At 54.9% G+C, this 25,859-nt stretch carries 23 protein-coding genes; 5 read left to right on the top strand and 18 right to left on the bottom strand.

The annotated features are described in order from the left end of the window. Window positions 1-422 precede the first annotated feature (422 nt). Genes hemG through pepQ form a run of 4 tightly spaced genes read right to left on the bottom strand, consistent with a single transcriptional unit; the run spans window position 423 to window position 4,404 of the window. The gene (hemG, locus tag CRO33_RS14160) at window positions 423-959 is read right to left on the bottom strand and encodes a menaquinone-dependent protoporphyrinogen IX dehydrogenase (protein ID WP_097118536.1); all 537 of its coding nucleotides are present in this window, start codon (window positions 957-959) and stop codon (window positions 423-425) included. 18 nt (window positions 960-977) lie between these two features. Continuing rightward, entirely contained in the window at window positions 978-2,429 is a 1,452-nt protein-coding gene (trkH, locus tag CRO33_RS14155) for a Trk system potassium transporter TrkH (protein ID WP_034827948.1), read from the bottom strand. Window positions 2,430-2,455: 26 nt separating this feature from the next. Next, a complete protein-coding gene (locus CRO33_RS14150) occupies window positions 2,456-3,073 on the bottom strand; it encodes an IMPACT family protein (protein ID WP_034827946.1) in 618 nt (205 codons plus the stop codon). Then, on the bottom strand, window positions 3,073-4,404 hold the full coding sequence (gene pepQ / locus CRO33_RS14145; protein ID WP_097118535.1) for a Xaa-Pro dipeptidase: 1,332 nt from the start codon (window positions 4,402-4,404) through the stop codon (window positions 3,073-3,075). Before pepQ ends, CRO33_RS14150 begins: the two co-directional genes overlap by 1 nt. 186 nt (window positions 4,405-4,590) lie before the next feature. Between pepQ and fadB the strand changes: the two genes are divergently transcribed. Both fadB and fadA read left to right on the top strand, forming a co-directional pair. Next, entirely contained in the window at window positions 4,591-6,774 is a 2,184-nt protein-coding gene (gene fadB / locus CRO33_RS14140) for a fatty acid oxidation complex subunit alpha FadB (RefSeq protein ID WP_097118534.1), read from the top strand. Between the two features lie 10 nt (window positions 6,775-6,784). Continuing rightward, entirely contained in the window at window positions 6,785-7,948 is a 1,164-nt protein-coding gene (gene fadA, locus CRO33_RS14135) for an acetyl-CoA C-acyltransferase FadA (RefSeq protein WP_097118533.1), read from the top strand. A gap of 45 nt (window positions 7,949-7,993) precedes the next feature. Here the strand turns inward: fadA and fre are convergent, their stop codons facing one another. The 3 genes from fre to pepE all read right to left on the bottom strand — a co-directional run bounded on the left by fre (window position 7,994) and on the right by pepE (window position 11,017). Beyond that, on the bottom strand, window positions 7,994-8,695 hold the full coding sequence (fre, locus tag CRO33_RS14130) for an NAD(P)H-flavin reductase (RefSeq protein WP_097118532.1): 702 nt from the start codon (window positions 8,693-8,695) through the stop codon (window positions 7,994-7,996). 31 nt (window positions 8,696-8,726) lie between these two features. Continuing rightward, the gene (gene ubiD, locus CRO33_RS14125) at window positions 8,727-10,211 is read right to left on the bottom strand and encodes a 4-hydroxy-3-polyprenylbenzoate decarboxylase (protein ID WP_039329276.1); all 1,485 of its coding nucleotides are present in this window, start codon (window positions 10,209-10,211) and stop codon (window positions 8,727-8,729) included. Window positions 10,212-10,285: 74 nt separating this feature from the next. Next, on the bottom strand, window positions 10,286-11,017 hold the full coding sequence (pepE, locus tag CRO33_RS14120) for a dipeptidase PepE (protein WP_097118531.1): 732 nt from the start codon (window positions 11,015-11,017) through the stop codon (window positions 10,286-10,288). Between the two features lie 216 nt (window positions 11,018-11,233). On the opposite strand from pepE, the gene rfaH reads away from it, so the two are divergent. Further along, window positions 11,234-11,722, top strand: coding sequence for a transcription/translation regulatory transformer protein RfaH (gene rfaH / locus CRO33_RS14115; protein ID WP_038643771.1), 489 nt, complete (start codon window positions 11,234-11,236; stop codon window positions 11,720-11,722). Here rfaH and tatD read toward each other — a convergent pair. The 10 genes from tatD to udp form a co-directional block, all read right to left on the bottom strand. Beyond that, a complete protein-coding gene (gene tatD, locus CRO33_RS14110) occupies window positions 11,719-12,501 on the bottom strand; it encodes a 3'-5' ssDNA/RNA exonuclease TatD (RefSeq protein ID WP_034827928.1) in 783 nt (260 codons plus the stop codon). The genes rfaH and tatD overlap by 4 nt on opposite strands. A gap of 83 nt (window positions 12,502-12,584) precedes the next feature. After that, window positions 12,585-13,352: a Sec-independent protein translocase subunit TatC gene (gene tatC, locus CRO33_RS14105; RefSeq protein WP_034827926.1), complete on the bottom strand. Its 768-nt coding sequence runs from the start codon at window positions 13,350-13,352 to the stop codon at window positions 12,585-12,587. 2 nt (window positions 13,353-13,354) lie between these two features. Next, window positions 13,355-14,020 (bottom strand): Sec-independent protein translocase protein TatB, encoded by a 666-nt coding sequence (gene tatB, locus CRO33_RS14100; protein WP_097118530.1) that lies wholly within the window; start codon window positions 14,018-14,020, stop codon window positions 13,355-13,357. A 9-nt stretch (window positions 14,021-14,029) separates the two neighbouring features. Beyond that, on the bottom strand, window positions 14,030-14,275 hold the full coding sequence (tatA, locus tag CRO33_RS14095) for a Sec-independent protein translocase subunit TatA (RefSeq protein WP_038643775.1): 246 nt from the start codon (window positions 14,273-14,275) through the stop codon (window positions 14,030-14,032). A 110-nt stretch (window positions 14,276-14,385) separates the two neighbouring features. Further along, window positions 14,386-16,023 (bottom strand): ubiquinone biosynthesis regulatory protein kinase UbiB, encoded by a 1,638-nt coding sequence (gene ubiB / locus CRO33_RS14090; RefSeq protein ID WP_097118529.1) that lies wholly within the window; start codon window positions 16,021-16,023, stop codon window positions 14,386-14,388. Further along, entirely contained in the window at window positions 16,020-16,625 is a 606-nt protein-coding gene (ubiJ, locus tag CRO33_RS14085) for a ubiquinone biosynthesis protein UbiJ (RefSeq protein ID WP_097118528.1), read from the bottom strand. The genes ubiB and ubiJ overlap by 4 nt, the downstream gene beginning before the upstream one ends. A 6-nt stretch (window positions 16,626-16,631) precedes the next feature. Continuing rightward, window positions 16,632-17,390 (bottom strand): bifunctional demethylmenaquinone methyltransferase/2-methoxy-6-polyprenyl-1,4-benzoquinol methylase UbiE, encoded by a 759-nt coding sequence (gene ubiE / locus CRO33_RS14080; RefSeq protein ID WP_097118527.1) that lies wholly within the window; start codon window positions 17,388-17,390, stop codon window positions 16,632-16,634. A 75-nt stretch (window positions 17,391-17,465) separates the two neighbouring features. Next, complete coding sequence (gene rmuC, locus CRO33_RS14075) at window positions 17,466-18,977, bottom strand: DNA recombination protein RmuC (protein ID WP_097118526.1); 1,512 nt, start codon at window positions 18,975-18,977, stop codon at window positions 17,466-17,468. Window positions 18,978-19,062: 85 nt separating this feature from the next. Beyond that, window positions 19,063-20,331: a tetratricopeptide repeat protein gene (locus tag CRO33_RS14070; protein WP_097118525.1), complete on the bottom strand. Its 1,269-nt coding sequence runs from the start codon at window positions 20,329-20,331 to the stop codon at window positions 19,063-19,065. A gap of 87 nt (window positions 20,332-20,418) precedes the next feature. After that, on the bottom strand, window positions 20,419-21,180 hold the full coding sequence (gene udp, locus CRO33_RS14065; RefSeq protein ID WP_038643781.1) for a uridine phosphorylase: 762 nt from the start codon (window positions 21,178-21,180) through the stop codon (window positions 20,419-20,421). A gap of 300 nt (window positions 21,181-21,480) precedes the next feature. On the opposite strand from udp, the gene CRO33_RS14060 reads away from it, so the two are divergent. Further along, a complete protein-coding gene (locus CRO33_RS14060) occupies window positions 21,481-22,317 on the top strand; it encodes a dienelactone hydrolase family protein (RefSeq protein WP_097118524.1) in 837 nt (278 codons plus the stop codon). A gap of 38 nt (window positions 22,318-22,355) precedes the next feature. Here the strand turns inward: CRO33_RS14060 and metE are convergent, their stop codons facing one another. Beyond that, complete coding sequence (gene metE / locus CRO33_RS14055) at window positions 22,356-24,626, bottom strand: 5-methyltetrahydropteroyltriglutamate--homocysteine S-methyltransferase (protein ID WP_097118523.1); 2,271 nt, start codon at window positions 24,624-24,626, stop codon at window positions 22,356-22,358. A gap of 215 nt (window positions 24,627-24,841) precedes the next feature. On the opposite strand from metE, the gene metR reads away from it, so the two are divergent. Further along, the gene (gene metR / locus CRO33_RS14050) at window positions 24,842-25,771 is read left to right on the top strand and encodes an HTH-type transcriptional regulator MetR (RefSeq protein WP_034827906.1); all 930 of its coding nucleotides are present in this window, start codon (window positions 24,842-24,844) and stop codon (window positions 25,769-25,771) included. The last annotated feature ends 88 nt before the right edge of the window (window positions 25,772-25,859 follow it).

Raw genomic sequence — 25,859 nt, 5'->3', positions numbered from 1 at the left:
AAACTCTTCAATTTAAAGTTTGATTTGCTGAAACAAGTTCAGCGATGCTCATCTGTAAAACGTCATAATGAATTTCATTATGTGTTCACTCGTGAGACTTGATATTTTTTACGTCCGGAGACGCTGATATCAATCCTGCGAGTGCCCACACAGATTGTCTGATAAATTGTTAAAGAGCGGTGCAATCAGCGCCTTAAGCTGCTGTTGCGAGGTGGCGTATATTACGCTTTCCTCCTTCAGAGTCAAACACTTTTTTCAGCGTTTTTCTCCGGCGGGATGAATTTCTTCACTCCCTGCTGAGCCGTCTGCGTTGCCGCTTTGCCGTCTCAGTGGTGGCGCATTATAGGGAGTTATTCGGAGCTGACAAGGGTTTATTGCAAAAAAATGATCGTTCGACCTAAATTTAGCCACAACGCTTTATTTCACAACGATTTGCCTGGTAACTGCACAAAATCCTGGGCAAAAACCGCCACTTTATTCCAATCGGTGTATTCCACTTCTTTAGAGGTATCGGTCTCACCGCCCGTCATACGCATAATCAGTTGAATCATGACACGGTCAAACCAGCGATAGTGGGGATAACGCAACGCGCCGGCAAACACCGCACAGCAATCTGGCTGCCAGGGTGACTGCTCCAGGAACTTATGCGTATAGGCGTTGGTTACTGGCGTGCACTTATCCGCTTTACGCGCCGTAAGATTGACGCTGAAGAAGCCACTGACGCGCTGATGCAGCTCAGCCTTATGCTGAGTAACAAACTTCATTAATGCCGGATGGAAATGTCCGTAACGAATTGAAGCGCCAATCAGCACGCGATCATACTGCGACCACTCAACCTGCTGTACTTCCAGTAAATCAATCACGTCACACAGCTGCTGCGGCGCTAGCGTCTGTGCAATACGCGCTGCGATCTCACGGGTTTGCCCATCACGGCTGGAATATAGAATCAATGCTTTCATTAGATAATCCTGTTTCTCTTATTCACGCCAGAAGGTCGGGGTGAACAGGACCAGCAGTGTGAACACCTCAAGGCGTCCAAACAGCATGGTTAAAATCAAAATCCACTTAGCGACGTCATTCATAGACGTGAAGTTATCCGCTACAACACCTAAGCCTGGGCCGAGGTTATTCAGCGTTGCGGCAACCGCAGCGAAAGCGGAGAAGTCATCGACGCCCGTCGCGATAATCGCCAGCATGCTGAGTAAGAACACCAGCGCATAAGCAGAGAAGAATCCCCATACCGCTTCAAGGATACGCTCCGGCAGTGCGCGATTACCCAACTTGATGGTGTAGACCGCGTTCGGATGCACCAAACGCTTAAGCTCACGCGACCCCTGCTTAAACAGCAGCAGAATACGAATCACCTTCAAGCCACCGCCAGTCGATCCCGCCATACCGCCGATAAAAGCCGAACAGAGCAACAGTACAGGCAGGAATAATGGCCAGCGCGCAATACTATCGGTGGTAAAGCCAGCAGTCGTTGCCATCGACACCACCTGGAAAAAGGCCTGGTTCAATGTTTGCCAACCGCTGGCATAGACGTTGTGGAACCACAGCACTACCGTACAGATCAGCACTAACGTCAGCTGTACGCCAATAAACATGCGAAATTCGGGATCGCGCCAGTAAACTTTGAGGCTGCGGCCGCTCAATAAAGAGAAGTGCAAGCCATAGTTACAGCCCGAGATCAGCAGGAACACCGCCACGATGGTATTGATGGTAGGACTGTTGAAGTAGCCGATACTCGCATCATGTGTAGAAAAGCCACCAATCGCGATGGTCGAGAAGCTGTGACCGATGGCATCAAACACCGGCATGCCCGCCAGCCACAGCGCCACCGCACAGGCCACGGTAAGTAAGACATAGATTAGCCACAGCGTTTTAGCCGTTTCCGCAATACGCGGGCGCATCTTGTTATCTTTTAACGGCCCCGGCATCTCAGCACGATAAAGCTGCATGCCACCCACGCCCAGAATCGGCAAGATGGCCACCGCCAGTACAATGATCCCCATACCGCCCAGCCATTGCAGCATCTGACGATAGAACAAAATCGCTTTCGGTAAGGTATCAAGGCCCACCAACGTAGTGGCGCCCGTGGTGGTCAGCCCAGAGAAGGATTCGAAGAAAGCATCGGTAACCGAAAGGTGCGGCTGTTCGGCAAAAATGAAAGGCATCGCACCCACACTACCCAGCACCGTCCAGAACAGCACGACGATCAGAAACCCTTCGCGCGGTTTAAGTTCGGTTTTCTTTTTGCGATTAGGCCACCACAGCAGCGAACCAATCACAATCGCCATCATAAAGGTCTGGCTAAACGCGCGTCCGGCGCCATCGCGATAAATTAAGGCCACCAGCCCCGGTAGGATCATCGTCACCGAGAATAAAATTACCAACAGTCCCACGATGCGGGTAATGGCGCGAAAATGCATTCAGCCGTTCCTTTAAACAGATGCTTTTAGTTGTCCAGCGGGATGAGCGTCAGCGCGCCCCGGCTGTAATCAGAAAGGTTTTGCCGAAAGCCATCAATTTGCGGATGCGGCAACGCCAGACGTAGCGCGATACGATCCTGATAATGGCTCTCTTCAATGATGCCGTCAAAGCGTTGCAACAGACGCTCGATATCACTCAACTGGGCATAATCACATTGCAAGGTAAAAGATTGCATCGGCACTTTACGCGCACGCATCAGTTGCTTCAGCCCCTGCTGCACGCCGCCGCCATACGCTTTCACTAATCCACCGGTACCCAGCATGATGCCGCCATAATAGCGCACTACCACTGCGGTAATTTCACCGACGCCGCTACCCATTAGCTGTGCCAGCATCGGTTTGCCCGCCGTGCCAGAAGGCTCACCATCATCGGAGAAACCCAGCTGCTGCGAATCATCCGGCGCACCGGCAACCCACGCCCAGCAGTGATGGCGCGCCGCAGGATGTTCCAACTTCACCTGCTGGACAAAAGCACGCGCCGCCTCAACGCCAACGGTATGCGCCAGATAAGTCATAAAGCGGCTTTTCTTAATGGTTTCCTCACTGAGGCTCACAGCCTCAGCGGGAATATCGTACGCATCCATCAGGCCAGATGCAGATCGCGCGTCATGTTTTCAACGCGATTGGCATGGATCACCACATTGTCTTCGATACGAATACCCCCGTACGGTTTCAATGCGTCGATCGCCTGCCAGTCAAAGTACTGGCTGTATTTACCGCCACGCAGTTTTGCCAGTAGTGAATCGATAATGTAGAAGCCTGGCTCGATGGTCAGCACCATGCCCGGCTCGAGCACGCGGGTACAACGCAGATAAGGATACTGTGATGGTGCCGCCAGGTGCGTGCCATTGTCATCCTGCATAAAGCCTGCGACGTCATGCACCTGTAAGCCCAGCGGATGGCCCAAACCGTGCGGCATAAACGGACCGGTCAGGTCTTCCGCCACCAGCGTCTCTTCGGTCAGACCTTTCACCAAATCGAATTTTAACAATAGACGGGCAATACGCTGATGCATTTGCAAATGGTAATCGGTGTAACGCACGCCCGCTTTCAACGTCGCAATCAGCGCCAGCTCTTCTTTATTCATCGCCTCTACCATTTCGGCATAACGCGATTTGCTTTGGGCTGCATAGCTGCGCGTCAGGTCGGCGGCGTAACCAAGGTATTCCGCACCCGCATCAATCAGGAAACTGTGGCGCTTCGCCGGTGGCTGATGGTCGAGCCTGGTGTAGTGCAGCACCGCAGCATGTTCGTTAAGCGCGATAATATTGCCGTAGGGCACATCCGTATCACGATGGCCAGTCGCCGTCAGATACGCCTGGTTGATATCGAACTCACTCATACCTGAGAAGAAGGCTTCTTTCGCCGCGCGATGTCCTGCAACCGCCAGCTTCTGCGCTTCGCGCATACAGGCCAGTTCGTAATCCGTTTTGATGCTGCGATGGTAATGAAGGAAGTCGATCACGCCTTTGGGATTCACGCGATCGCTATTGATGCCGAGTTGCGTGGCGCGGGAGGGCACAGGTCCGATATAAGCCACATTGTCGCGCTGAGCCGGCAGCAGTTGCCCAATCTCATCGGCATCTTTCAGGCCCACCACCTCAACATCCTGAGTCCAGAAGCTGTTGGGCAATGGCTCGACGTTATGCCAGTAATCCACAGGTGAGTAGAACCACAACTTTGGCTTGTTAACGCCATCGATCCATAACCAGCAGTTAGGCACTTGTGTGACAGGAACCCAAGCCTTGAATTGCGAATTCACCTTAAACGGGTAGTCGTGATCGTCGAGAAAAACGGTTAACAGCTCGCCAGAGTGAATCAACATCGCATCAAGTTTAAAGCGTGCCAGCACCTGTTGCGCTCGCTGTTGCAGCGTATTGATATGCGCGTGATACAGGGTTTTCAGTGAATCCATGGACTTGTCTCCGATATCGCGAAATTGGCCGCAGTGTAGCACAGCCTCAAGTCTGTTGCCGTGCTGCACTCGCTGTGATCGGCGTATCAAATAAGCAAAGACTCGTTTGCAAAAAATTAACATGCCGCCCACACTCCAACTCATCTGGTATGACCAGATCACCTTTCGCGGTTTCAGGAGACGGACATGCTCTACCAAGGCGATACCCTTTCAGTTCACTGGCTTGATGACGGCATTGCCGAGCTGATTTTCGATGCCCCCGGTTCAGTGAACAAACTCGACACCAAAACAGTTGCCTCATTGGGCGATGCACTCAGCGTGCTGGAGCAACAGCCCGAGTTGCGTGGCCTGCTGCTCACCTCGGCCAAACCGGCATTCATTGTCGGTGCCGATATCACCGAATTCCTGTCGCTATTTGATGCGCCAGAAGAGAAGCTGAGCCAATGGCTGGCGTTTGCCAACAGCATCTTCAATCGCCTGGAAGATTTGCCGGTGCCGACTGTCGCTGCGATTGACGGCTACGCGCTGGGCGGCGGCTGCGAGTGTGTGCTGGCGACAGATTTCCGCGTCGCGACGCCTGCTGCACGCATCGGCTTACCGGAAACCAAACTGGGCATCATGCCGGGGTTTGGCGGCAGCGTGCGCTTGCCACGTTTGCTCGGCGCTGATAGCGCACTGGAGATCATCGCCGCTGGAAAAGATGTTGATGGCACCAGCGCCCTGCAACTCGGTTTGGTCGATGCGGTCGTGAGCAGCGATAAACTGCGCACCGCAGCGCTCACCATGCTGCAAGATGCGATGGCACAAGGCAGCTGGCAGGCCCGCCGGGCACCTAAACTAGCGCCTCTGAAGCTCAGCCCGATTGAAGCGGCGATGAGCTTCACCATTGCCAAAAGCATGGTGATGCAAACCGCAGGCAAGCATTATCCCGCGCCTATCACCGCGGTGAAAACCATTGAAGCGGCATCCGGTTTACGTCGTGACGATGCATTGAAACTGGAAACCGCTGCATTCGTGCCGCTGGCACAAAGCGATGTGGCGCGCGCGCTGGTCGGTATCTTCCTGAACGATCAATATGTCAAAGGCCTGGCGAAAAAGCACAGCAACACAGCCGGTGCACCGCAGCAGGCCGCCGTGTTAGGCGCAGGCATTATGGGGGGTGGGATTGCTTATCAGTCGGCATGGAAAGGCGTGCCGGTGAAAATGAAAGATATTAATCCGCAGGCGCTGACGCTGGGGATGACGGAAGCCAGCAACCTTCTTAACAAGCAACTGGAACGCGGCAAGATTAACGGTGCCAAACTGGCGAGCGTCCTCACGACGATTCAACCTACGCTGGATTACGCCGGTTTCGAACGTGCCGATGTGGTGGTCGAGGCCGTGGTCGAGAACCCGCAAATCAAGGCCAAAGTGTTGGCAGAAACCGAGCAACATCTGCGCGATGATGCCGTACTCGCCTCCAACACATCGACCATTCCGATTAGCCAGCTGGCGCAATCGCTGCAGCGTCCAGAAAACTTCTGCGGCATGCACTTCTTTAATCCCGTACCACGCATGCCACTGGTTGAGGTCATCCGTGGCGAGCAGACCTCAGAAGCCACCATCAGTAAAGTGGTGGCCTGGGCCAGCAAGATGGGCAAAACACCGATCGTGGTGAATGACTGCCCGGGTTTCTTTGTGAACCGAGTGCTGTTCCCCTACTTTGCTGCTTTCAGCCTGCTGCTACGCGATGGCGCTGATTTCCGTCAGATCGATAAGGTGATGGAGAAACAGTTCGGCTGGCCTATGGGCCCGGCCTGGTTGCTGGATGTGGTGGGCATTGATACCGCCCATCACGCACAACAGGTGATGGCGCAAGGCTTCCCTTCCCGCATGCAGAAAGATTACCGCGACGCGATTGATGTGCTGTTTGAAGCCAAACGCTACGGCCAGAAAAACGGCCTGGGCTTTTACAGCTGGGAGCAAGATAAAAAAGGCAAAGCCCAGAAGAAAACCGATCCGGCTGTTGATGCGCTGCTGGAACCGATTTGCGAGCCGAAACGCGTGTTCAGTGATGAGGACATTGCTAACCGTATGATGCTGCCAATGCTCAATGAAGTGGTGCGCTGCCTCGAAGAGAAGATTATCGCCTCACCGGCTGAAGCCGATATGGCGCTGGTGTACGGCCTCGGTTTCCCTCCGTTCCGTGGCGGTGCCTGCCGTTATATGGACACGCTCGGCAACAGCAATCTGGTCGACCAGGCCAAACGATATCTCTCCCTTGGCCCGCTGTATGCTTTACCCGAACTGTTAGTGCATAAAGCGCATCAACAGCAAAGCTGGTATCCCGCAGCCCAACCGATTGACGAAGCGACACTGCAAAGTGCCTGAGGTAATGAATATGGAAAAGGTAGTCATAGTTGATGCAGTGCGCACACCAATGGGACGCTCAAAAGGCGGCGCGTTTCGTCAGGTACGCGCGGAAGATCTCTCGGCGCATCTGATGCGCGAACTGCTGAGCCGCAACCCCGGCGTTGATCCGGGCTCTCTGGATGACATCATTTGGGGATGCGTGCAGCAGACGCTGGAACAGGGCTTCAACATTGCGCGTAACGCAGCACTGCTGGCCGAAATTCCGCACCGCGTGCCCGCCAGCACGGTGAATCGCTTATGCGGTTCGTCAATGCAGGCGCTGCACGATGCGGCACGCGCCATTATGGTGGGCGATGCGCACAGCTGTTTGATTGGCGGCGTCGAACATATGGGCCATGTGCCCATGAGCCACGGCGTTGATTTCCATCCGGGTTTGGGCCGCACCGTGGCAAAAGCCGCTGGCATGATGGGATTAACCGCTGAAATGCTGGCGCGCATGCATCACATCACCCGTGAGCAACAGGATGCCTTTGCGCTGCGTTCACATCAGCGCGCCTGGGCTGCGACTCAACGCGGCGATTTCAAACGCGAAATCGTGCCGACCTATGGCCACGATGCCGACGGCGTATTGAAACGCTATGAAACGGATGAAGTGATCCGCGAAGATACCACGCTGGAAGGGTTGGCTGCGCTGCGTCCCGCGTTTGATCCGGTCAACGGCACCGTTACGGCGGGTACATCATCGGCACTCTCCGATGGCGCGGCTGCCATGTTGATCATGAGTGAAAGCCGCGCGCGCGAACTCGGCCTGACCCCGCGTGCACGTATTCGCAGCATGGCGGTGGTCGGCTGTGATCCTTCCATCATGGGTTACGGTCCGGTGCCGGCCAGCAAACTGGCACTGAAGCGTGCCGGATTAAACGTGCAGGATATTGATCTGTTTGAGCTTAACGAAGCCTTTGCCGCGCAGACACTGCCGTGCATTAAGGATTTGGGATTGCTGGATCAGCTTGATGAGAAAGTGAATTTGAATGGCGGCGCGATTGCGCTGGGGCATCCGCTGGGATGTTCGGGGGCGCGTATCAGCACGACGCTGCTCAATCTGATGGAACGTCGTGATGCGCAATTTGGTCTGGCGACCATGTGCATTGGCTTAGGCCAGGGGATCGCGACGGTGTTCGAACGCGTTTAATACGTTGAAGCACGTGTTCCCGCCCTTTCGGGCGGGCTTTTTTACTCAGATAAAGGCAAACGCATCGCCAAACATCTGCGCTTCAACTGCACCACGTTCCGCACAAAAACGCTCACGTGCAATCTTTGCCATCTCAAAGCGACCCGCAATATAGATATCGTGCTCGCTGAGAGTTTCATAGTCCTGCATCACGGCGGTCAACACCGTGCCACTACGTCCATCCCAACCCTCTGCGGGTTGTTCTACCACCGGAATCACCTTGAGATGAGGATGCTTGACCGCCAACGCGTTCAACTCATCCAGATCGTACAAATGCATCAATTCCCGGCCGCCCCAGTAGATGGCGATATCGCGGTCTGGCTGCTGCGCCAGTGCCGTCAGCAGAATCGAACGTGCATAGGAGAAACCGGTGCCGCCCGCGATAAGAATAATGGGGCGATCGCTGTCTTCACGCAGCCAGGCATCGCCATGAGGCATATCCACCGTGATTTGACGATCGTTTTTGATGCGATCCATCACCGCCATCGCGTAGAGATTGAGGTCAGATGCGCCAATGTGCAGCTCAATGATGTCTTTTTCCATCGGGGTTGAAGCCAGTGAGAAGGGGCGCTTATCACGCTCATCCATCACCACCATCAGATATTGCCCCGCGCGGAAAGTAAAATCCGCCGCCGGAATCAAACGAACGCGGTAAACGGTATCCGTAATCGCTTCGACCGAAGTCACCTTGCAGTTTAACGTCGTCATACGTGCCCTTTTTTATGGTTTTCTGCTGCCTTTAGCGCTGCGGCGGCTCGGCAAAGATAGCTAATTCATCCCAAATGGCGTCAATACGCGCGGTCACCGCCGGATCTTTCACAATCGGTGTGCCCCATTCGCGAGTGGTTTCGCCCGGCCACTTATTGGTGGCATCAAGTCCCATCTTCGAGCCCAGGCCGGAAACCGGAGAGGCGAAGTCGAGATAGTCAATTGGCGTATTCTCCACCATCACGGTATCGCGCGCCGGATCCATACGCGTGGTGATCGCCCAAATCACATCGTTCCAGTCACGTGCGTTGACGTCGTCATCGCATACGATCACAAACTTGGTATACATAAACTGGCGCAGGAAAGACCAGACGCCAAACATTACGCGCTTGGCATGCCCGGCATATTGCTTCTTGATCGTCACCACCGCGAGGCGATAAGAACAGCCTTCCGGCGGCAAGTAAAAATCGACAATTTCCGGGAACTGCTTGATCAGAATCGGCACCAGCACTTCATTCAGCGCCACACCCAATACCGCAGGTTCATCAGGCGGACGACCGGTATACGTTGAATGATAAATCGGGTTGCGACGTTGCGTTACGTGCGTCACGGTAAATACCGGGAAGCTGTCTACTTCATTGTAGTAGCCTGTGTGGTCGCCGTAAGGGCCTTCTGGCGCCATGTCACCCGGTTCGATGTAACCTTCTAAAACGATCTCTGCGCTGGCTGGCACTTCAAGATCGTTAGACAGGCACTTCACCACCTCAGTTTTATTACCGCGCAGCAAGCCAGCAAAAGCATATTCCGACAACGTATCGGGTACCGGCGTCACTGCGCCCAGAATCGTGGCCGGATCGGCACCCAGCGCCACGGACACCGGGAAGCGTTCGCCCGGATGGGCTTTGCACCACTCCTGGAAATCCAGCGCGCCGCCGCGATGCGACAGCCAGCGCATGATCACGCGGTTTTTGCCGATCACCTGCTGGCGATAAATACCCAGATTCTGACGTTCCTTATGCGGACCACGCGTGACGGTTAAGCCCCAGGTAATCAACGGCGCGGCATCGCCCGGCCAGCACTTCATCACCGGAATGCGCGACAGATCGACATCATCACCACTGAAGACCTCTTCCTGACACGGTGCATTGCGCAGGCGCTTGGTCGGCATGTTCAGCACTTGTTTGAACTGCGGCATTTTATCGAACAGATCGCGGAAACCTTTTGGCGGCTCGGGTTCTTTCAGAAACGCCAGCAGCTTGCCCACTTCACGCAGCGCGCTGACCTCTTCCTGTCCCATGCCCATCGCCACACGCTTAGGTGTGCCAAACAGGTTACACAATACGGGCATGTCGTACCCTTTCGGGTTCTCAAACAGCAGCGCCGGACCGCCGGCACGCAGGGTGCGATCGGCAATTTCAGTCATCTCCAGCTCAGGATCGATCTCCTGAGTGATGCGCTTTAACTCGCCGCGCTGCTCCAGCAACGCGAGGAAGTCTCGTAAATCCTGATATTTCATGCGGCGTTAGCTTCCAGCCAGGGTGAATTGGCCATTATAGGTCTGATTCACGCCGGTGTGTTGTGGTTTGTGGTTCAAGCTGGCTGACAGGAGAAAGGCACCAGCGATTGAATGGCCAGCACATCGTGATGTGCGGCGATTGGCTCACCATGACGGAACACTTTAAAGTCTTCGCCGCGCGCGCTGTAGTAACGCAGGCGGTTTTCACTGACGTGCAGGAAACTGGCTTCTCGCAGGGCGATCACCGACTCATGTGGATTGACGGCGCAGAACTCCGCCAGACGCTCATCACGCGTTTCCCCCATATGCCCGCTGACGTGAGCATCCAGATAGTGCGGATTGATCTGCACCGGGAACAGGCCTAATGCAGGCAAGACCACGCTGCTGCGCACCGGCATATCGTTGGTGGTACGGATTGATGGCGTAGCCACATTGCAACCGGCGCTCCAACCGATGTAAGGCACATCTCGCTCACGCACGGCACGCTGAATCGCCACGATCAGTCCGTGCTCATGCAGCATCTGATTGAGGAACCAGGTGTTGCCGCCGCTCACCAGGATCAACTCTGCCTGTTCAATCGCTGCTACCGGGGAGTCAAACTCATGCACGGTGCGCACCTGAATACCCAATGAGTCAGACAGGTCTTGTGCACGCTGCGCATGGTCGCCACGAATAATGGCATAAGGCACCAGCACCGCCGACGTAATGCCGCGCTGCGCAATCATCGCGTGCAGTTGTGGGTGAGCGTAGCTCAACAGTGGCGCGTCTTCGGCCACTTTGCCATTACTTAATAAGAACAGTTCCAATAGCCAGTCCTTTTTCAAATGAGAGCGAAAGATGGGGAAGGAGTCTGATACAGATGGTCATCAGCCGTCAATTTTCTTGCAAGAAAGCGTTAATAAGCCGCACCAATCGGAAAATTCGCAGTGATTTTTATTTCACAGCCGCGTTTCCACTGGCCGATGCGCTATAACTCTGACAGCAGGTTTGTTATTCTTAGCGTCCAATATTTGGGAGCAGTTATGGAATCCTGGTACTTACTCTATTGCAAACGTGGACAGCTGTTGCGCGCGAAAGAGCATCTTGAGCGGCAGGAGGTGAATTGCCTCAGCCCGATGATCGCTCTGGAAAAGATTGTGCGCGGTAAACGCACCACGGTGAGTGAGCCGCTGTTTCCCAACTATCTGTTTATCGAATTCGATCCGGAAGCGATTCACACCACCACCATCAGTAGTACGCGCGGCGTCAGCCACTTTGTGCGCTTTGGCGCGCAACCGGCAACGGTCTCCAGCGAAGTGATTGAAGCGCTGCAAACCGATGTGCCGCAAATTATGCTGGATCCAGAAACGCCACAAAGCGGTGATGAAGTGATCATCACCGAAGGGACTTTTGAGGGGCTGCGCGCTATTTTTGCCGAGCCTGATGGCGAAACCCGCTCGGTGTTACTGCTAAACCTGCTCAACAAACAAGTGATGCGCAGCGTCGACAACAAACAGTTCCGTAAGCTTTAAACCAGTTTAAACAGCTGACGTGCGTTGTGATTGACCTGCGCACCCAGCGCTTCAGCCTCTTCCCCACGCCAGTTCGCCACCTGCTGCACAATATGCGGCAGGAAACAGGGCTCGTTTCGACGCGAAGGCGGCCGTGGATGCATATCACGCGGGAGCAGATAAGGCGCATCGGTTTCCAGCAGCAGACGCTCGGCTGGAATCAATGGCAGCATCTCACGCAATTCCAGGCCACGACGTTCATCGCACACCCAGCCGGTAATGCCCACCGATAAGCCCAAGGCCAGGCACGATTCCAGTTCATCACGCGTGCCGGTAAAACAGTGTGCCACCGCGCCCGTCAATTTCGGCAGCCACGGCTCCAGCACTGCAACAAAACGATCGTGTGCTTCGCGGCAGTGGAGGAACACCGGCAGTTGTAACTCTGCTGCCAGCGCCAGCTGTGCATCAAAGGCATACTCCTGCTGGTCGTGCGCCGAGAGATTGCGGTTAAAATCGAGGCCGCATTCACCGATGGCCACCACTTGCTCACTCTCTGCCAGACGGCGCAGCGTGTTCGCCGTCTCTGCCGACCATTCACTGGCGTGATGCGGATGCACGCCGGCTGTAGACCAGCAGTAGCCAGGATGCTGTGCCGCGAGCTGACGCGCCTGCTGGCTCTCCAGCGCATTGGTGCCGGTAATCAGCAGGCCGGTGACGCCTGCTTCGCGCGCGCGTTTAACCACCTGATCGCGATCTTTTGCGAATTGCGTGCTGGTCAGGTTTACACCGATATCAAACATGTCTTCTCCCAAATAAAAACCGCCCAATGTGTGGGCGGTTTAGATTCTTAACGCTCATCCCGCTCGCGTGCGGGAATGCCTTGTCAGGATTCGGTATTCTGTTCCTCATCCTCTGAATCTGACGCCTTGCGCCCTTTACCCACATAGTAACGGGAGAAGAATACGCCGACTTCAAACAGGCAGTACATCGGAATAGCGAGCAAAGTTTGCGAGAAAACATCCGGCGGTGTGAGCAGCATCCCAACAACGAACGCGCCAACCAGAATGTAGGGGCGTTTCTTTTTCAAATCCTCTGGCGAGGTAATGCCGGTCCAGCACAGCAAAACAATCGCAATCGGTACCTCAAACGCTACGCCAAATGCCATGAAGAGAGTCATGACGAAGTCGAGATAATTGGTGATATCAGTAGCAATGGTGACGCCCTGTGGCGCGGTTTTGGCAAAGAAGCCAAACGCCAGCGGGAACACGATGAAGTAAGCGAAAGCCACGCCAACGTAGAACAGCAGCGTACTGGAGAACAGTAGCGGCATCACTAGCTTACGCTCATGGCGATACAGCGCAGGCGCCACAAAAGCCCACACCTGATACAAGATCACCGGCACCGCAAGGAACACCGAAACAATGATGGTGAGCTTTATGGGGGTGAAGAACGGTGAAGCCACGTCAGTGGCGATCATGCTGGCACCGGCCGGCATCTGGCTAATCAGCGGCGAAGCCACTAAGTGATAGATGTCGTTGGCGAAATAAACCAGGCACAAAAAGATAGCAAACACCGCAATAATGCAATTCAGCAAACGCTTACGCAGCTCAATCAGGTGGCTGATGAGCGGTTGGGTATCTTCAACGGCCATGTTTATCTTTCATCTTTTACGGTGGGGGTGGGCGTCGCATTCTGCGCGGTATTAACAGGTGCCGCAGCCTCTGCTGTTACCGGTTGAGGTTTCTGAGCCGGTGCGCTGGCCGGGTGCTCTGCCGCCGCTGGCTGAGGTGCCTGAGCCGGTGCGCTGGCCTGATGCTCTGCCGCCACCGCCTGAGGTGCCTGAGCCGGTGCGCTGGCCTTGTGCTCTGCCGTCACCGCCTGAGGTGCCTGAGCCGGTGCGCTAGCCTGATGCTCTGCCGCCGCGGGAGTGACCGGAGGCTGGCTTACCGATTCAGAAGATGTGCCTGCAGACGACGGTTGATGAATGGTGTTCGCTTCATCTTCCGCTTTTTCGATATCGATGCTCTGCTGCACAGAACGCTTCATCGAATCGGCGGTTTTACGCAACTCTTCCATCGACTCTTTCAGTTCCGGTGACAGTGAGCCACGGCCCGCTTCCTCAACCTTTTTCAGGCTGTCCTGCAATTCCTGCAGTTTCAGCTCCTGCGCCAGTTCGTTTTGCACGTTAGCAGCCAGGGAGCGAATCGCCCGAATCCAGCCCACGACGGTTTTCACCGCAACCGGTAATCGTTGCGGGCCAAGAACGATCAGCCCGATAACGAACACCAATACCAGTTCACTAAAACCAATATCGAACACAGTTAACCCTTACTTGTCCCGGGCGTCGTCTTTACTCGCCGAGGTTTGCTGTTTGTCTGCCAGAGTCTTGGCGTTGAAGTCAGCGTCCTGCTCTTTCGGTTGATCCTTTTTATCGTCCTCATCGCCCATGGCTTTTTTGAAACCACGAATGGAAGAACCTAAATCCGAACCCAGGTTACGAAGTTTATTGGTACCGAACAGAAGAACAACAATGACGGCAATGATTAACAATTGCCAAATACTGATACCGCCCATGAGATATGCCTCTAATATTCTGTGAAAAACTCTGAATTGAAACGCACAGAAAGCCCGTATGAATTCGGGCTTTAGCCTGCGACATTACGCGATTTGCACCAGGCAAACAATCAGTTTGTCTTGCGCCAGCCTATCAGCCAGGTGACGATGCCAGCGGCCATTAATAAGGCGGGGAAGAAATCCCAGTCGGGTCGACTTAACAGCACCGCGGTGCCACTTAATAACAGTGTAGCCCCTACGCCAAACAGATAACGTGCCTTGTGATGGCGCGTACGTTGCGCATTCATATCGCTGACCAGTTTATCGACGCTGTGCTGCAATAATTTATGCTGACGCATGCTGTCGTAGAACAGTTCAGGCAACTCCGGCAGTTTTTCAGCCCAGAATGGCGCCTTCTCTTTCACTGCGCGCAGAATCGCAGGAATGCCGATCTGATCTTTGATCCAGTCTTCGAGGAACGGCTTCGCGGTTTTCCACAGATCGAGCTGCGGATAAAGCTGACGGCCAATGCCCTCAATGTAGAGCAGCGTTTTCTGTAACAGCACCAGTTGCGGCTGCACTTCCATATTGAAGCGACGCGCGGTGTTAAACAGGTTCAGCAGCACGTGGCCAAAAGAGATCTCAGCCAGCGGCTTCTCGAAAATCGGCTCACAGACGGTACGAATGGCGAACTCAAAATCTTCCACATTGGTATCCGGCGGTACCCAGCCTGAATCCACATGCAGTTCTGCCACTTTACGGTAATCACGGTTAAAGAAGGCGATGAAGTTTTCCGCCAGATAGCGCTTATCTTCTTTATTCAACGAGCCGACAATGCCGCAGTCAATCGCGATGTACTGCGGATCTTCTGGATGGTCATAGCTAACGAAGATGTTGCCGGGGTGCATGTCAGCATGGAAGAAGCTATCGCGGAACACCTGGGTGAAGAACACCTGCACGCCGCGTTCTGCCAGCAGCTTCATGTTGACACCATGCTTCTCCAGCGTCGCCACATCAGAAATGGGAATGCCGTAAATACGTTCCATCACCATCATCGATTCGCTGCAGTAATCCGAGAACACTTCCGGGACATACAGCATCGGGCTCTGCTCAAAGTTACGACGCAGCTGAATGGCGTTCGCCGATTCACGCAGCAGATTGAGTTCATCAATCAGGGTCTTTTCGTAATCGCGCACCACTTCAACCGGGCGCAGACGACGACCATCCGGCAACAGACGAGGAACCCAATGCGCCATGCGGTAAATCAGCTTCATATCCGCTTTGATCACCGGCAGGATGTCCGGGCGAATCACTTTGATCACGACGTCACGGCCGTTAGACTTAAGCGTAGCAGTGTGAACCTGCGCAATCGAAGCAGAAGCCAGCGGCTTAATATCAAAATCGTCAAACCAGGTGTCGACAGGACCGCCAATGGATTGTTCAATCTGCTGCTGGGCTTTCAGCCCATCAAAAGGCGCCACGCGATCCTGCAACACCGCCAGTTCATCGGCGATGGCCGGCGGGAAGAGATCACGGCGCGTCGAAAGCATCTGGCCAAATTTGATCCATACCGGCCCAAGTTGCTCCATTGCCAGACGAATGCGCACGCCCGTCGATTCATTCTTGTGCTTGTTGGGGATCCAGAAAATACAACGTCGCCAGATACGAAGCGGCAACGTGATGCGCATGTGAGGGATCAGTTCATCAAGCCCGTAAGTCAGAAAGACCTTGATGATGAAGTATAAGCGCCGAATTTCTCCCAGCGTCATTTCGCCTCCAGCTGTGCTAAACGCGCTTCGAGCGCATTAAGCGAACGTTCCATCGCTTCAACCTCTTCACAGAACCACGCCAGCTCCAGTGCACCGGGCGCAACCCGCCACTCTTCCGTCAGCACCTGACCGAGATAATCCTGCCGACGTGTCACCTGTCGCTGCACAAATTTCAGCGCCTGCTGAGCAGCCTGACTGACACCCTGCGCGGCAATGTCGCCGATCCACGGCGCCAGATACTCGGCTGGATCGAGCTCAGCGAGATCCATTAGCGCAGAGAATTGCTGAACCACTTGCAGATCGCCTTCCACGTCCAGCTCACCGCTACGGATCAAACTGGTCAGCTGCTGGCGATCGCGCAGTTTCGGCAAGGTGCTGAGGCGCAGGCTCACGCTACAGTCGCTGCTGTCCTGCCAGTCACTCAGCACATCCAGCTGCGATTCGCTAAACACCAGCACCAGCGGGAAATCCAGCTCCTGCAGGCGCAGCATCAGCACTTTACCTGCCAGACGTTGACGCGCGGCTTTCAGGCTACGATCACGATACAGAACACGATTGAGGGCGGTTTCAAGGCCGCCCGTGATTAGCGGGGTAAAAGTCATGATCAATCAGAACTTAAAGCCGCGATGCAACGCCACAATACCGCCGGTCATGTTGAAGTAAGTGGTATTTTCAAAACCCACATCGTTCATCATCGCCTTCAGGGTTTCCTGATCGGGATGCATACGAATCGATTCTGCCAGATAGCGATAGCTATCGGCATCCTGCGCCACCAGCTGCCCAATACGCGGCAGGATGTGGAAGGAATAGGTATCGTAGGCTTTGCTCAGCGGTTCCAGCAGCGGTTTGGAAAACTCCAGCACCAGCAAGCGTCCGCCTGGTTTCAGCACCCGGAACATCGAGGCCAGCGCCTTCTCTTTTTCGGTGACGTTACGCAAACCGAAAGAGATGGTGATGCAATCGAAATAGTTATCCGGGAACGGCAGCGCTTCGGCGTTGGCCTGCACATAGCTGACGTTGCCTGACACGCCCATATTGCGCAGCTTCTCGCGGCCCATCTTCAGCATCGAGCTGTTGATATCCGCCAAAACAACCTGACCCGTCTCGCCCACCAGGCGAGAGAATTTTGCAGTCAAATCACCGGTGCCGCCGGCCAGATCCAGCACACGCTGACCACGACGCACGCCGCTGCTGTCGATGGTAAAACGCTTCCAGACACGATGGATGCCAAACGACATCAAATCGTTCATCAGGTCATATTTTGCCGCTACGGAATGAAACACGTCCGCGACTTTATCGGCCTTTTCGCTTTTCGCGACGGTCTGAAAGCCAAAATGAGTAGTTTCCTGCTGTGATTCATCTGCCATCGGGTTTACCTGTTCCACAAACAATTCTTGCCGAAGTGTATCAGAGTCGCGCTACGCGAGCACGCGACCACCGTGCTATTCGTTGATGCGGCGCAGTGAAGCGGTGGAAGAATCTGCCACATTTTCATTGGGCTCGGGATCGTCCGCCCAATCTTCGCCCGCTTCTTCCGGCTGCGCTTGTTCGACCAATTGGGGATTGATCGGCCGTTTAATCTCTACGCCTAACGCGCGGAAGGATTCGCTTTGCGCAATCAAATTGCCGCGCCCTTCTGACAGCTTTTTCATCGCCTGATGATAACTCTGCTGCGCTTTATCGAGGCTGTGACCGATACCGCTCATATCATCCACAAACAGCCGCATTTTATCGTACAACCGCGTAGCTCGGTCGGCGATGCGTTGCGCATTGCGACTCTGATGCTCATAACGCCAGAGGTTGTTGATGGTGCGCAACGCCACCAATAATGTCGTAGGGCTTACCAGCATGATGTTCTGCTGCAGCGCTTCGCTGATCAGCTCTGGCTGCCGATCAATCGCCAACAAGAACGCGGGCTCGACCGGAATAAACATCAACACATAATCCAGAGAGCGTAAACCGGGCAATTGTTGATAATCTTTTCGCCCCAGCAGCCGAATATGGCCGCGCATGGCGTTAACGTGCTCCTGGATCGCCTGCTCGCGCGTGGCTTCATCTTCCGCGTTGAAATAGCGTTCGTAAGCCACCAGCGTCATTTTGGCGTCAATCACCACATCCTTGCCCTGCGGTAACCGCACGATCACATCCGGTTGCATCCTGCCCTGCTGCTCCAGCTGCACGCTGACCTGCGTCTGATATTCATAACCTTCGCGCAGACCGGAGGCTTCCAGCACCCGCGCCAGCACCACTTCGCCCCAATTGCCCTGGATTTTATTGTCGCCTTTTAGCGCTTTGGTGAGGTTGACCGCTTCCTGCGCCATTTGCGCGTTCAGCTGCTGCAGCTGACGAATTTCATGGGCCAGCGTGTGGCGTTCGCGGGCTTCCTGGCCAAAGCTATCCGTCACCTGGCGACGGAAACCATCCAGCTGTTCACGCAGCGGACCAATCAGCCCGTTAAGGCTTTGCCGATTCTGCTCATCCACCCGACGTCCGCTGTTTTCAAAGATGCGGTTGGCCAGATTTTCAAACTGTGCGCTGAGACGCTGTTCGCTGTTAGTGAGCAGGCGCTGCTTCTCTTCTGCGCCAAAACGCGTCTCTTCTAAACGGATGGTGACTTCACGCAGTTCAGCTTCTTGCGCACTGTTCACTTCCAGCTGATTACGCAATTCCCGGCTAAGTTGTTCGCTCTCGCCACGCCAGTAATCGAGCTGTTGCAGCCGTTCCTGTGCACCGCTGAGCGTGCCATGAAGCTGCCGCAGTTCTTGCTCGCGCTGCTGAATTTGTTGTTGTAACCGTTCGAGCTGCTGCTGCTGACGCTGTTGCGCCTCTTCCAGCAGGCGGCGTTCGGTAGTGAAGCTGGCGTGCTGGTGCCCGGCCCGCAACTGGGCCAAAATCCAGCCGAGACCCAGTCCGGCCAGCGCCAGTGCGCCGTTAATGATAAGTTGCTGATCCATAATCCCCCCGCGGATCGTTTCGCTGAGGGAAAAGGTAAGTCGCTACTGTATGAATGTCCAGACTGTTGTGTAGCTGGCAGATGATTTACAGCGCTTTCACCGTCAAATCACCCGCCTTCCACGCATCAATCAGGAAAAACGGCATCGGCAACAGCCATTCACTGCCTTTCACTTTGGCGGGATAGCACCAGCTTTGTCCGTTGTGAGTGAGTTCAACCTGCTGCCAGCCGTTATCAACATTCTCCACCTTGCCCGCCATGCTGGAATACCCTGCGTTGCTGCCGACGTGAAAACGCTCGGTTTGCCAGCGAATTGGCGGATGTGCGGGCCACGCCTGGGCATGATGGAATCGGAAGATGCCGTCATGATTCAGCAGGCTTTCGCGCACCGTCGGCCACAACGCCACTTTGAGGAAGTATTGATCGGTGAAGCGTTCACTGCCGCTGTACTGGGCGATAAAGTCGCGTATCTGCTGTTCAACGTTGTGGAATACGCCATGACAGCCGCCCCACATGCCTGCCAGCAGCAGTTCGGTATGCGTAAAGTAGTCACGCATGTGATGGAACCAGCAGGGCGATTGCAGCCAGGCTTCTACCGCCGCCACTTCACGCTCCGACAGCAGGGAGTCCGCATCTCGCACGATATAACGCTTTACGCATGGATCATCCATCACCAGAAAGCGCCACAGCGTCGGGAGTATGGTCTTCTCATGTGACATATCCACTAACTGGACATTTGACTGCTTCAGACGCTGCCAGACGTGTTGCGGCACGCTGTCGTCAAGATAGATGCGACACATCCAACCGGGATAGAACTCGCGCGCAACGTCGATATTTTTGATCAGCGTTTCACAGTAGCGTGGTTGGCCACCATACAGACTGAAAGAGATGATATTTTCAGTTGGATTGGTGGGATTGAAAGACGGCGGTGCTTCTGCGGGATACGCCACTGTGTGGCCCTGACGAAAGATCGCGTCAGACTTCTCCAGCGACTCACGGCCGTAACGTGCCACTTCATCGTGCTTTTCCAGCCAGCCACACACTTCGGTTAAGCCATCGAGCCAGGTGTCGGAGGCCTGCGCACGCTGCGCTGCCGATGCCTGATAGATCTTTTGATAAGTTTTGTAGGATTTTTTGTACTCCCCCACGCGCATTAGCGTCAGCGCATAGTCACTCAGTACCTGCATGTTTTGCGGCATGACGCGCAAAACCTCTTCACAGCACTGACGTGCCACGGGGAAATCAGAGGCCGCCATCGCCTGGCGGAAACGCGCTGCCACGCTCTCAATGCGAGACTGAGCAGCCGTGGAAGGATGATTAAAGGCAGGACGCGGAGCAGAAACCGTTTTGCGCATAGTTGTTTTCTCAGTATCAGCTGAAAAACGTGCGCAATGTGATGGCAGCAGGGAATTCCTTATCCGTAATACCTGCTGCCTTGCGCACTAAATTAAGCGACGCGCGGCTTCTACAACAATTTTTACCGCATCGCTTTCGGTCTGTTTCATGGTCGCTGCATCCGGGATCTCTTTTTGCGTACGGTTAACGATAACACCCGCCACCATGCCCGCTCGCAGCCCCTGACTGGCGCACATGGTTAACAGTGTAGCGGATTCCATCTCATAGTTAAGAACCCCCATTTGCTGCCACTCTTGCATTGAGCCCTGGAAGCGATTCACCACACGTCCTGAGAACGTGTCGTAACGTTCCTGCCCCGGATAGAAGGTGTCAGATGAAGCGGTGATACCAATGTGCGTTTTGGCACCGCAGGCTTCTGCTGCGGCCACCAGCGCGGTGGTGCAGGTGAAATCGGCCACTGCCGGGAACTCCATCGGCGCAAAGTGCAGGCTGGCACCGTCAAGACGCACCGAAGCAGTAGTCACCAGCACGTCGCCTACATTGATATTCGGCTGGATCGCCCCGGTCGTGCCCACACGCAGGAAAGTGCGCACGCCGAGCTGCGCCAGTTCTTCAACGGCAATAGAGGTCGATGGACCGCCGATCCCGGTAGAACAGACCACCACCGGCTTGCCATCCACTTCCGCCAGGTAAGTGGTGAATTCACGGTGCGAAGCCAGATGCTGCGGATTATCCATCAGCGCAGCGATTTTTTTCACACGCTCCGGATCGCCGGGAACGATAGCCAGTGTGGCTCCTTTCAGATCGGCTTTAGTGATACCAAGGTGGAAAACGTCAGACTGGGCCATAACAGACTCCTGATAGATAAGGGATATGCGTGTCACTCTACGCCAGAGCGCCATATAAATATGTGATTTATTTCACCATCGACAATGAAACTTACATTATCAGAAAAATATTATGTGATTCACATCACACATTGCAGCTCGGCAATTCTGAATTGCTACAAGCGGTGCTGTGTAAGTTCGGGTGGCAGTGTTAATAGAGAAGAAGAACATAAATACACATCCCTCTGAACCCTACGTCAGCCTTGCTCCTGAAGCAGGCTATAGTTACGTGATTGCGCATTTGCTAGCACGGAGAGAACCATGAAAACCGAAGACAATATGGCACAAGAATCAGTAGCCGGTGGCTTTGCCCCTGCCGTTCAGCCCATCGCCAGCAGCACCATTACCACCGTCAGTGACGCTATTCACACCGGTGAAACTTCTGTTCCCAGCCAGGGAGAAAACCTTCCGGCTTATTATGCTCGCCCCAAATCCTATGAAGGCAAACTACCGGTGATTCTGGTGGTGCAGGAGATTTTTGGCGTTCATGAACATATTAAAGATATCTGCCGTCGTCTGGCGCTGGAAGGCTATCTGGCGGTCGCACCTGAACTCTACTTCCGTGAAGGCGATCCCGGTGACTACAGTGATATCCCGACACTGTTCAAAGAACTGGTCAGCAAGGTGCCCGATTCTCAGGTGCTGTCCGATCTCGATCACGTTGCCAACTGGGCCGCACGCCACGATGGCGATATTCGTCGCATGGCCATCACGGGCTTCTGCTGGGGCGGACGCATCAGTTGGCTGTTCGCCGCGCACAATCCGCAGGTGCGGGCGGCAGCGGCCTGGTATGGTCGGTTAGAGGGTGAGAAAACCCTCAAACAACAAAAACATCCTATCGATGTAGCCGTCGATCTTAACGCACCGGTGCTCGGATTGTACGGCGGTCAGGATGAGAGCATCCCGTTAGAGACCATTGATAAGATGCGTCAGGCACTGCATGCCGCCAATGCCAAAGCGGAAATCGTGGTGTATCCGGAAGCGGGACACGCGTTTAATGCCGATTATCGCCCAAGCTACCATGCTGACTCAGCCGCTGATGGCTGGGCACGAATGCTGGCCTGGTTTAAACAGTATGGCGTTGCACCCAACGCGTAATAACAAGGGGCGCTGCAAGGCGCCCCTGTTTCTCACGATTAAGCCGATTCTGCGCGCAGCTTTTTCGCGGCGGTCACCATGTTCGCCAGCGCCTGCCGGGTTTCACTCCAGCCACGGGTTTTCAGACCGCAGTCCGGGTTGACCCACAAACGTGCGGGCGGAATGCTTTGCGCCGCTTTGTGCAGCAGATCTTCAATCCATTCGACGCTGGGTACGTTCGGGGAATGAATGTCATACACACCTGGCCCAATTTCGTTCGGGTATTCGAACGCCTTAAACGCATCCAGCAATTCCATATCCGAGCGTGAGGTTTCGATGGTAATCACGTCCGCGTCCAGTGCCGCTATCGATTCCATGATGTCATTGAACTCGCAATAACACATGTGCGTGTGGATCTGCGTTTCATCCTGCGCCACAGCCGCGTTGAGGCGAAAGGCATCCACTGCCCAGGACAGGTACGCCGCCCACTCCGACTGGTGCAAGGGTAAGCCTTCGCGCAGCGCGGGTTCATCAATCTGGATGATCCCGATCCCGGCTTTTTCCAGGTCTTCCACTTCATCACGCAGCGCCAGTGCAATCTGTTTAGCAAGGGTTTCCCGCGTCACATCTTCACGCGGGAACGACCAGCACAAAATCGTGACCGGGCCGGTGAGCATGCCTTTCACTGGCTTTTCAGTCAGCGATTGCGCGTACTTCGCCCACTCAACGGTAATCGGCTGCGGACGACTGACATCACCGATGATCACCGGCGGCTTCACACAGCGAGAGCCATAGCTTTGCACCCAGCCATTTTGCGTAAACACGAAGCCATCGAGGTTTTCGCCGAAGTATTCCACCATGTCATTACGCTCTGCTTCGCCGTGCACCAGCACATCCAGCCCGAGCCGTTCCTGTTCGGCAATCGCCTGCTTGATGTGCTCCGCGATGCCGGTGCGATAGTGGCCTCCATCGATATTGCCTTTTTTGAAGTCGAGTCGCAGGCCGCGAATTTCGGTGGTTTGCGGGAAGGATCCAATCGTGGTGGTCGGCCAGGCAGGCAGATTAAAGCGATGGCGCTGCGCTTTGGCGCGTTCGTCATAGTGGCTGACGCGCTCAACGTCTTTGGCCTGAATATTCGCCAGACGTGCGCCCACTGCGGCATTGTGCACGCGCGAAGAATGAGAACGGGCACGAATCGGCGCGCTCCACTCCGTCAGCGAGGCCGCATCATTATTATTGAGCGCCTGGCTCAACAACCTCAGCTCAGCACACTTCTGTAAAGCAAAGGCAAACCAGCTTTTCACTTCCGCATCGAGCCGGGTTTCGACACTGAGATCGATCGGGCTGTGCAGCAGCGAGCAGGAGGAACCAATCCACAGATTTTCACGCTGCCCGACCAGCGGTTGCAGGCGATCGAACCAGCAGCTGAGCTCGGCACGCCAGACATTGCGGCCGTTGATCACCCCGACTGAGAGCAGCCAGTCGGCGGGGAGCTGTTGGTGGATATGCTGGATGTCATCTTTGCCATGCACCAGGTCAACGTGTAAACCTTGAACCGGTAGCGTCTTAATCACGTCGAGATTTTGACCGATGCTGTCAAAGTAGGTCGTCAGTAGCAGTTTTACATGACCTTGCAGCGCATCGTAGGCAGGCTTGAACGCATCACGCCATTCCTGTGGCAGCTCCAGCACCAGCGCGGGTTCATCGATCTGCACCCATTCAATACCGCGCTGATGCAGTTCAGCCAGCACTTGCTGATAGACCGGCAGTATCGCTTTCAGCAACGACAGGCGGTCAAACGGCTCACCTTTGACTTTGCCCAACCACAGGTAAGTGACCGGTCCCAGCAGCACCGGTTTGATCGGGTGACCCAGCGCCAATGCTTCGTCCACTTCTTCAAGGAGCTGTGTCCAGCTTAGTGAGAACTGCTGGCCCTGAGTGAATTCCGGCACCATATAGTGATAGTTGGTGTTGAACCATTTGGTCATTTCAGCGGCGGCGGCAGGATTGCCGCTGGGGGCGCGGCCACGTCCCAGACGGAACAGCGTATCGAGATCGACCGATCCATCCTGGTTCTGATGGCGCGCCGGCACATTGCCCAGCATCAGGCTGGTGGTCAGCACATGATCATACCAGGCGAAATCACCCACGGGCAGCAGATCCACCCCCGCGTCTTTCTGCTGTTGCCAGTGACGAGCGCGCAGCTCGCGCCCCACGGCCAGCAGCGTTTCCTGTGAGCTGTTACCTGCCCAGTAGCTTTCCTGTGCTTTTTTCAGTTCACGACGCAGACCGACACGAGGGAAACCGAGCGTATGGTTCAGAATGGTCATTTAGTGATCTCCAGATATGCTTAACGGGTCGAGCCCGTTTACGTTCATCCAGCGAGTGACATTGCCGTCCGCTGAACGCCTGAACTGGACGAAAGTCATGTGGCGGTGGCGCTTGCTTGAGATGTTTAGCCGTCCAGATGTTTACACCGCCATAATCTGCGGGTACTGTATGTTCCTCAAGCGCAATTTGTTCAATCTCGATGTGAAGGACTCTCATGATCGAACTCAAACATCTGAGAACGCTGCAGGCGTTGCAAAATACCGGCTCGTTGGCCGCTGCCGCCGCTCAGCTTCATCAGACACAATCGGCGTTATCGCATCAGTTCAGCGATCTGGAACAGCGGCTGGGCTTTCGCCTGTTTGTGCGCAAGAGCCAGCCGTTGCGGTTTACGCCGCAGGGGGAAATCATGCTGCAGTTGGCCGAGCAGATTTTGCCGCAGATTCAGCAAGCGTTGCAGGCATGCCACGAGCCGCATCAGACCACGTTACGCATTGCCATTGAGTGCCACAGCTGCATTCAGTGGCTGACGCCAGCCCTCAATAATTTCCGCCAGAGCTGGCCGCAAGTGGTGGTCGATTTTAAATCGGGCGTGACTTTTGATCCCCAGCCCGCCCTGCAACAGGGCGAACTGGATGTGGTGTTGACCTCCGATATCCTGCCGCGCAGCGGTTTGTTCTATACGCCGATGTTTGATTTTGAGGTACGTCTGGTGCTGGCCCCGGACCATCCGCTGGCGAAGCTGGAACATATCTCACCGGAAGATTTGGCCGATGAGGTACTGATGATCTATCCGGTGCAGCGTCAGCGTCTCGATATCTGGCGTCATTTCCTGCAGCCTGCAGGCATCAGCCCGGCGCTGAAGAGTGTGGATAATACGCTGTTGCTGATTCAGATGGTGTCAGCACAGATGGGTATTGCGGCCCTTCCGCATTGGGTGGTGGAGAGTTTTGAAAAGCAGGGTTTGGTGGTGACCAAGACATTGGGTGAGGGTTTGTGGAGCCGTTTATATGCCGCTGTGCGCGATGGTGAGCAGCGTCAGCCGGTGTTAGAAGCCTTTGTGCGCTTCGCCCGTCAACACGCCTGTGACCATCTGCCGTTTGTGCGCGATGCCGCCCGCCCGGGTTCACTGCAGTCGATTTCTTGATGTTCTCACGGGTGGCTGGTGTCGCCCGTGCTGTTATCCCTGCCCAGCCTGCTCTATAATGCGCCGCCTCAATCCGCGACAAAGAGAG

The organism is Pantoea sp. GL120224-02 (genome assembly GCF_900215395.1).
In the GTDB taxonomy this organism is placed as follows: domain Bacteria; phylum Pseudomonadota; class Gammaproteobacteria; order Enterobacterales; family Enterobacteriaceae; genus Pantoea; species Pantoea communis.
The sequence above is the reverse complement of the archived record's forward strand: the minus strand, read 5'-3'. Positions and strand labels throughout refer to the sequence as shown.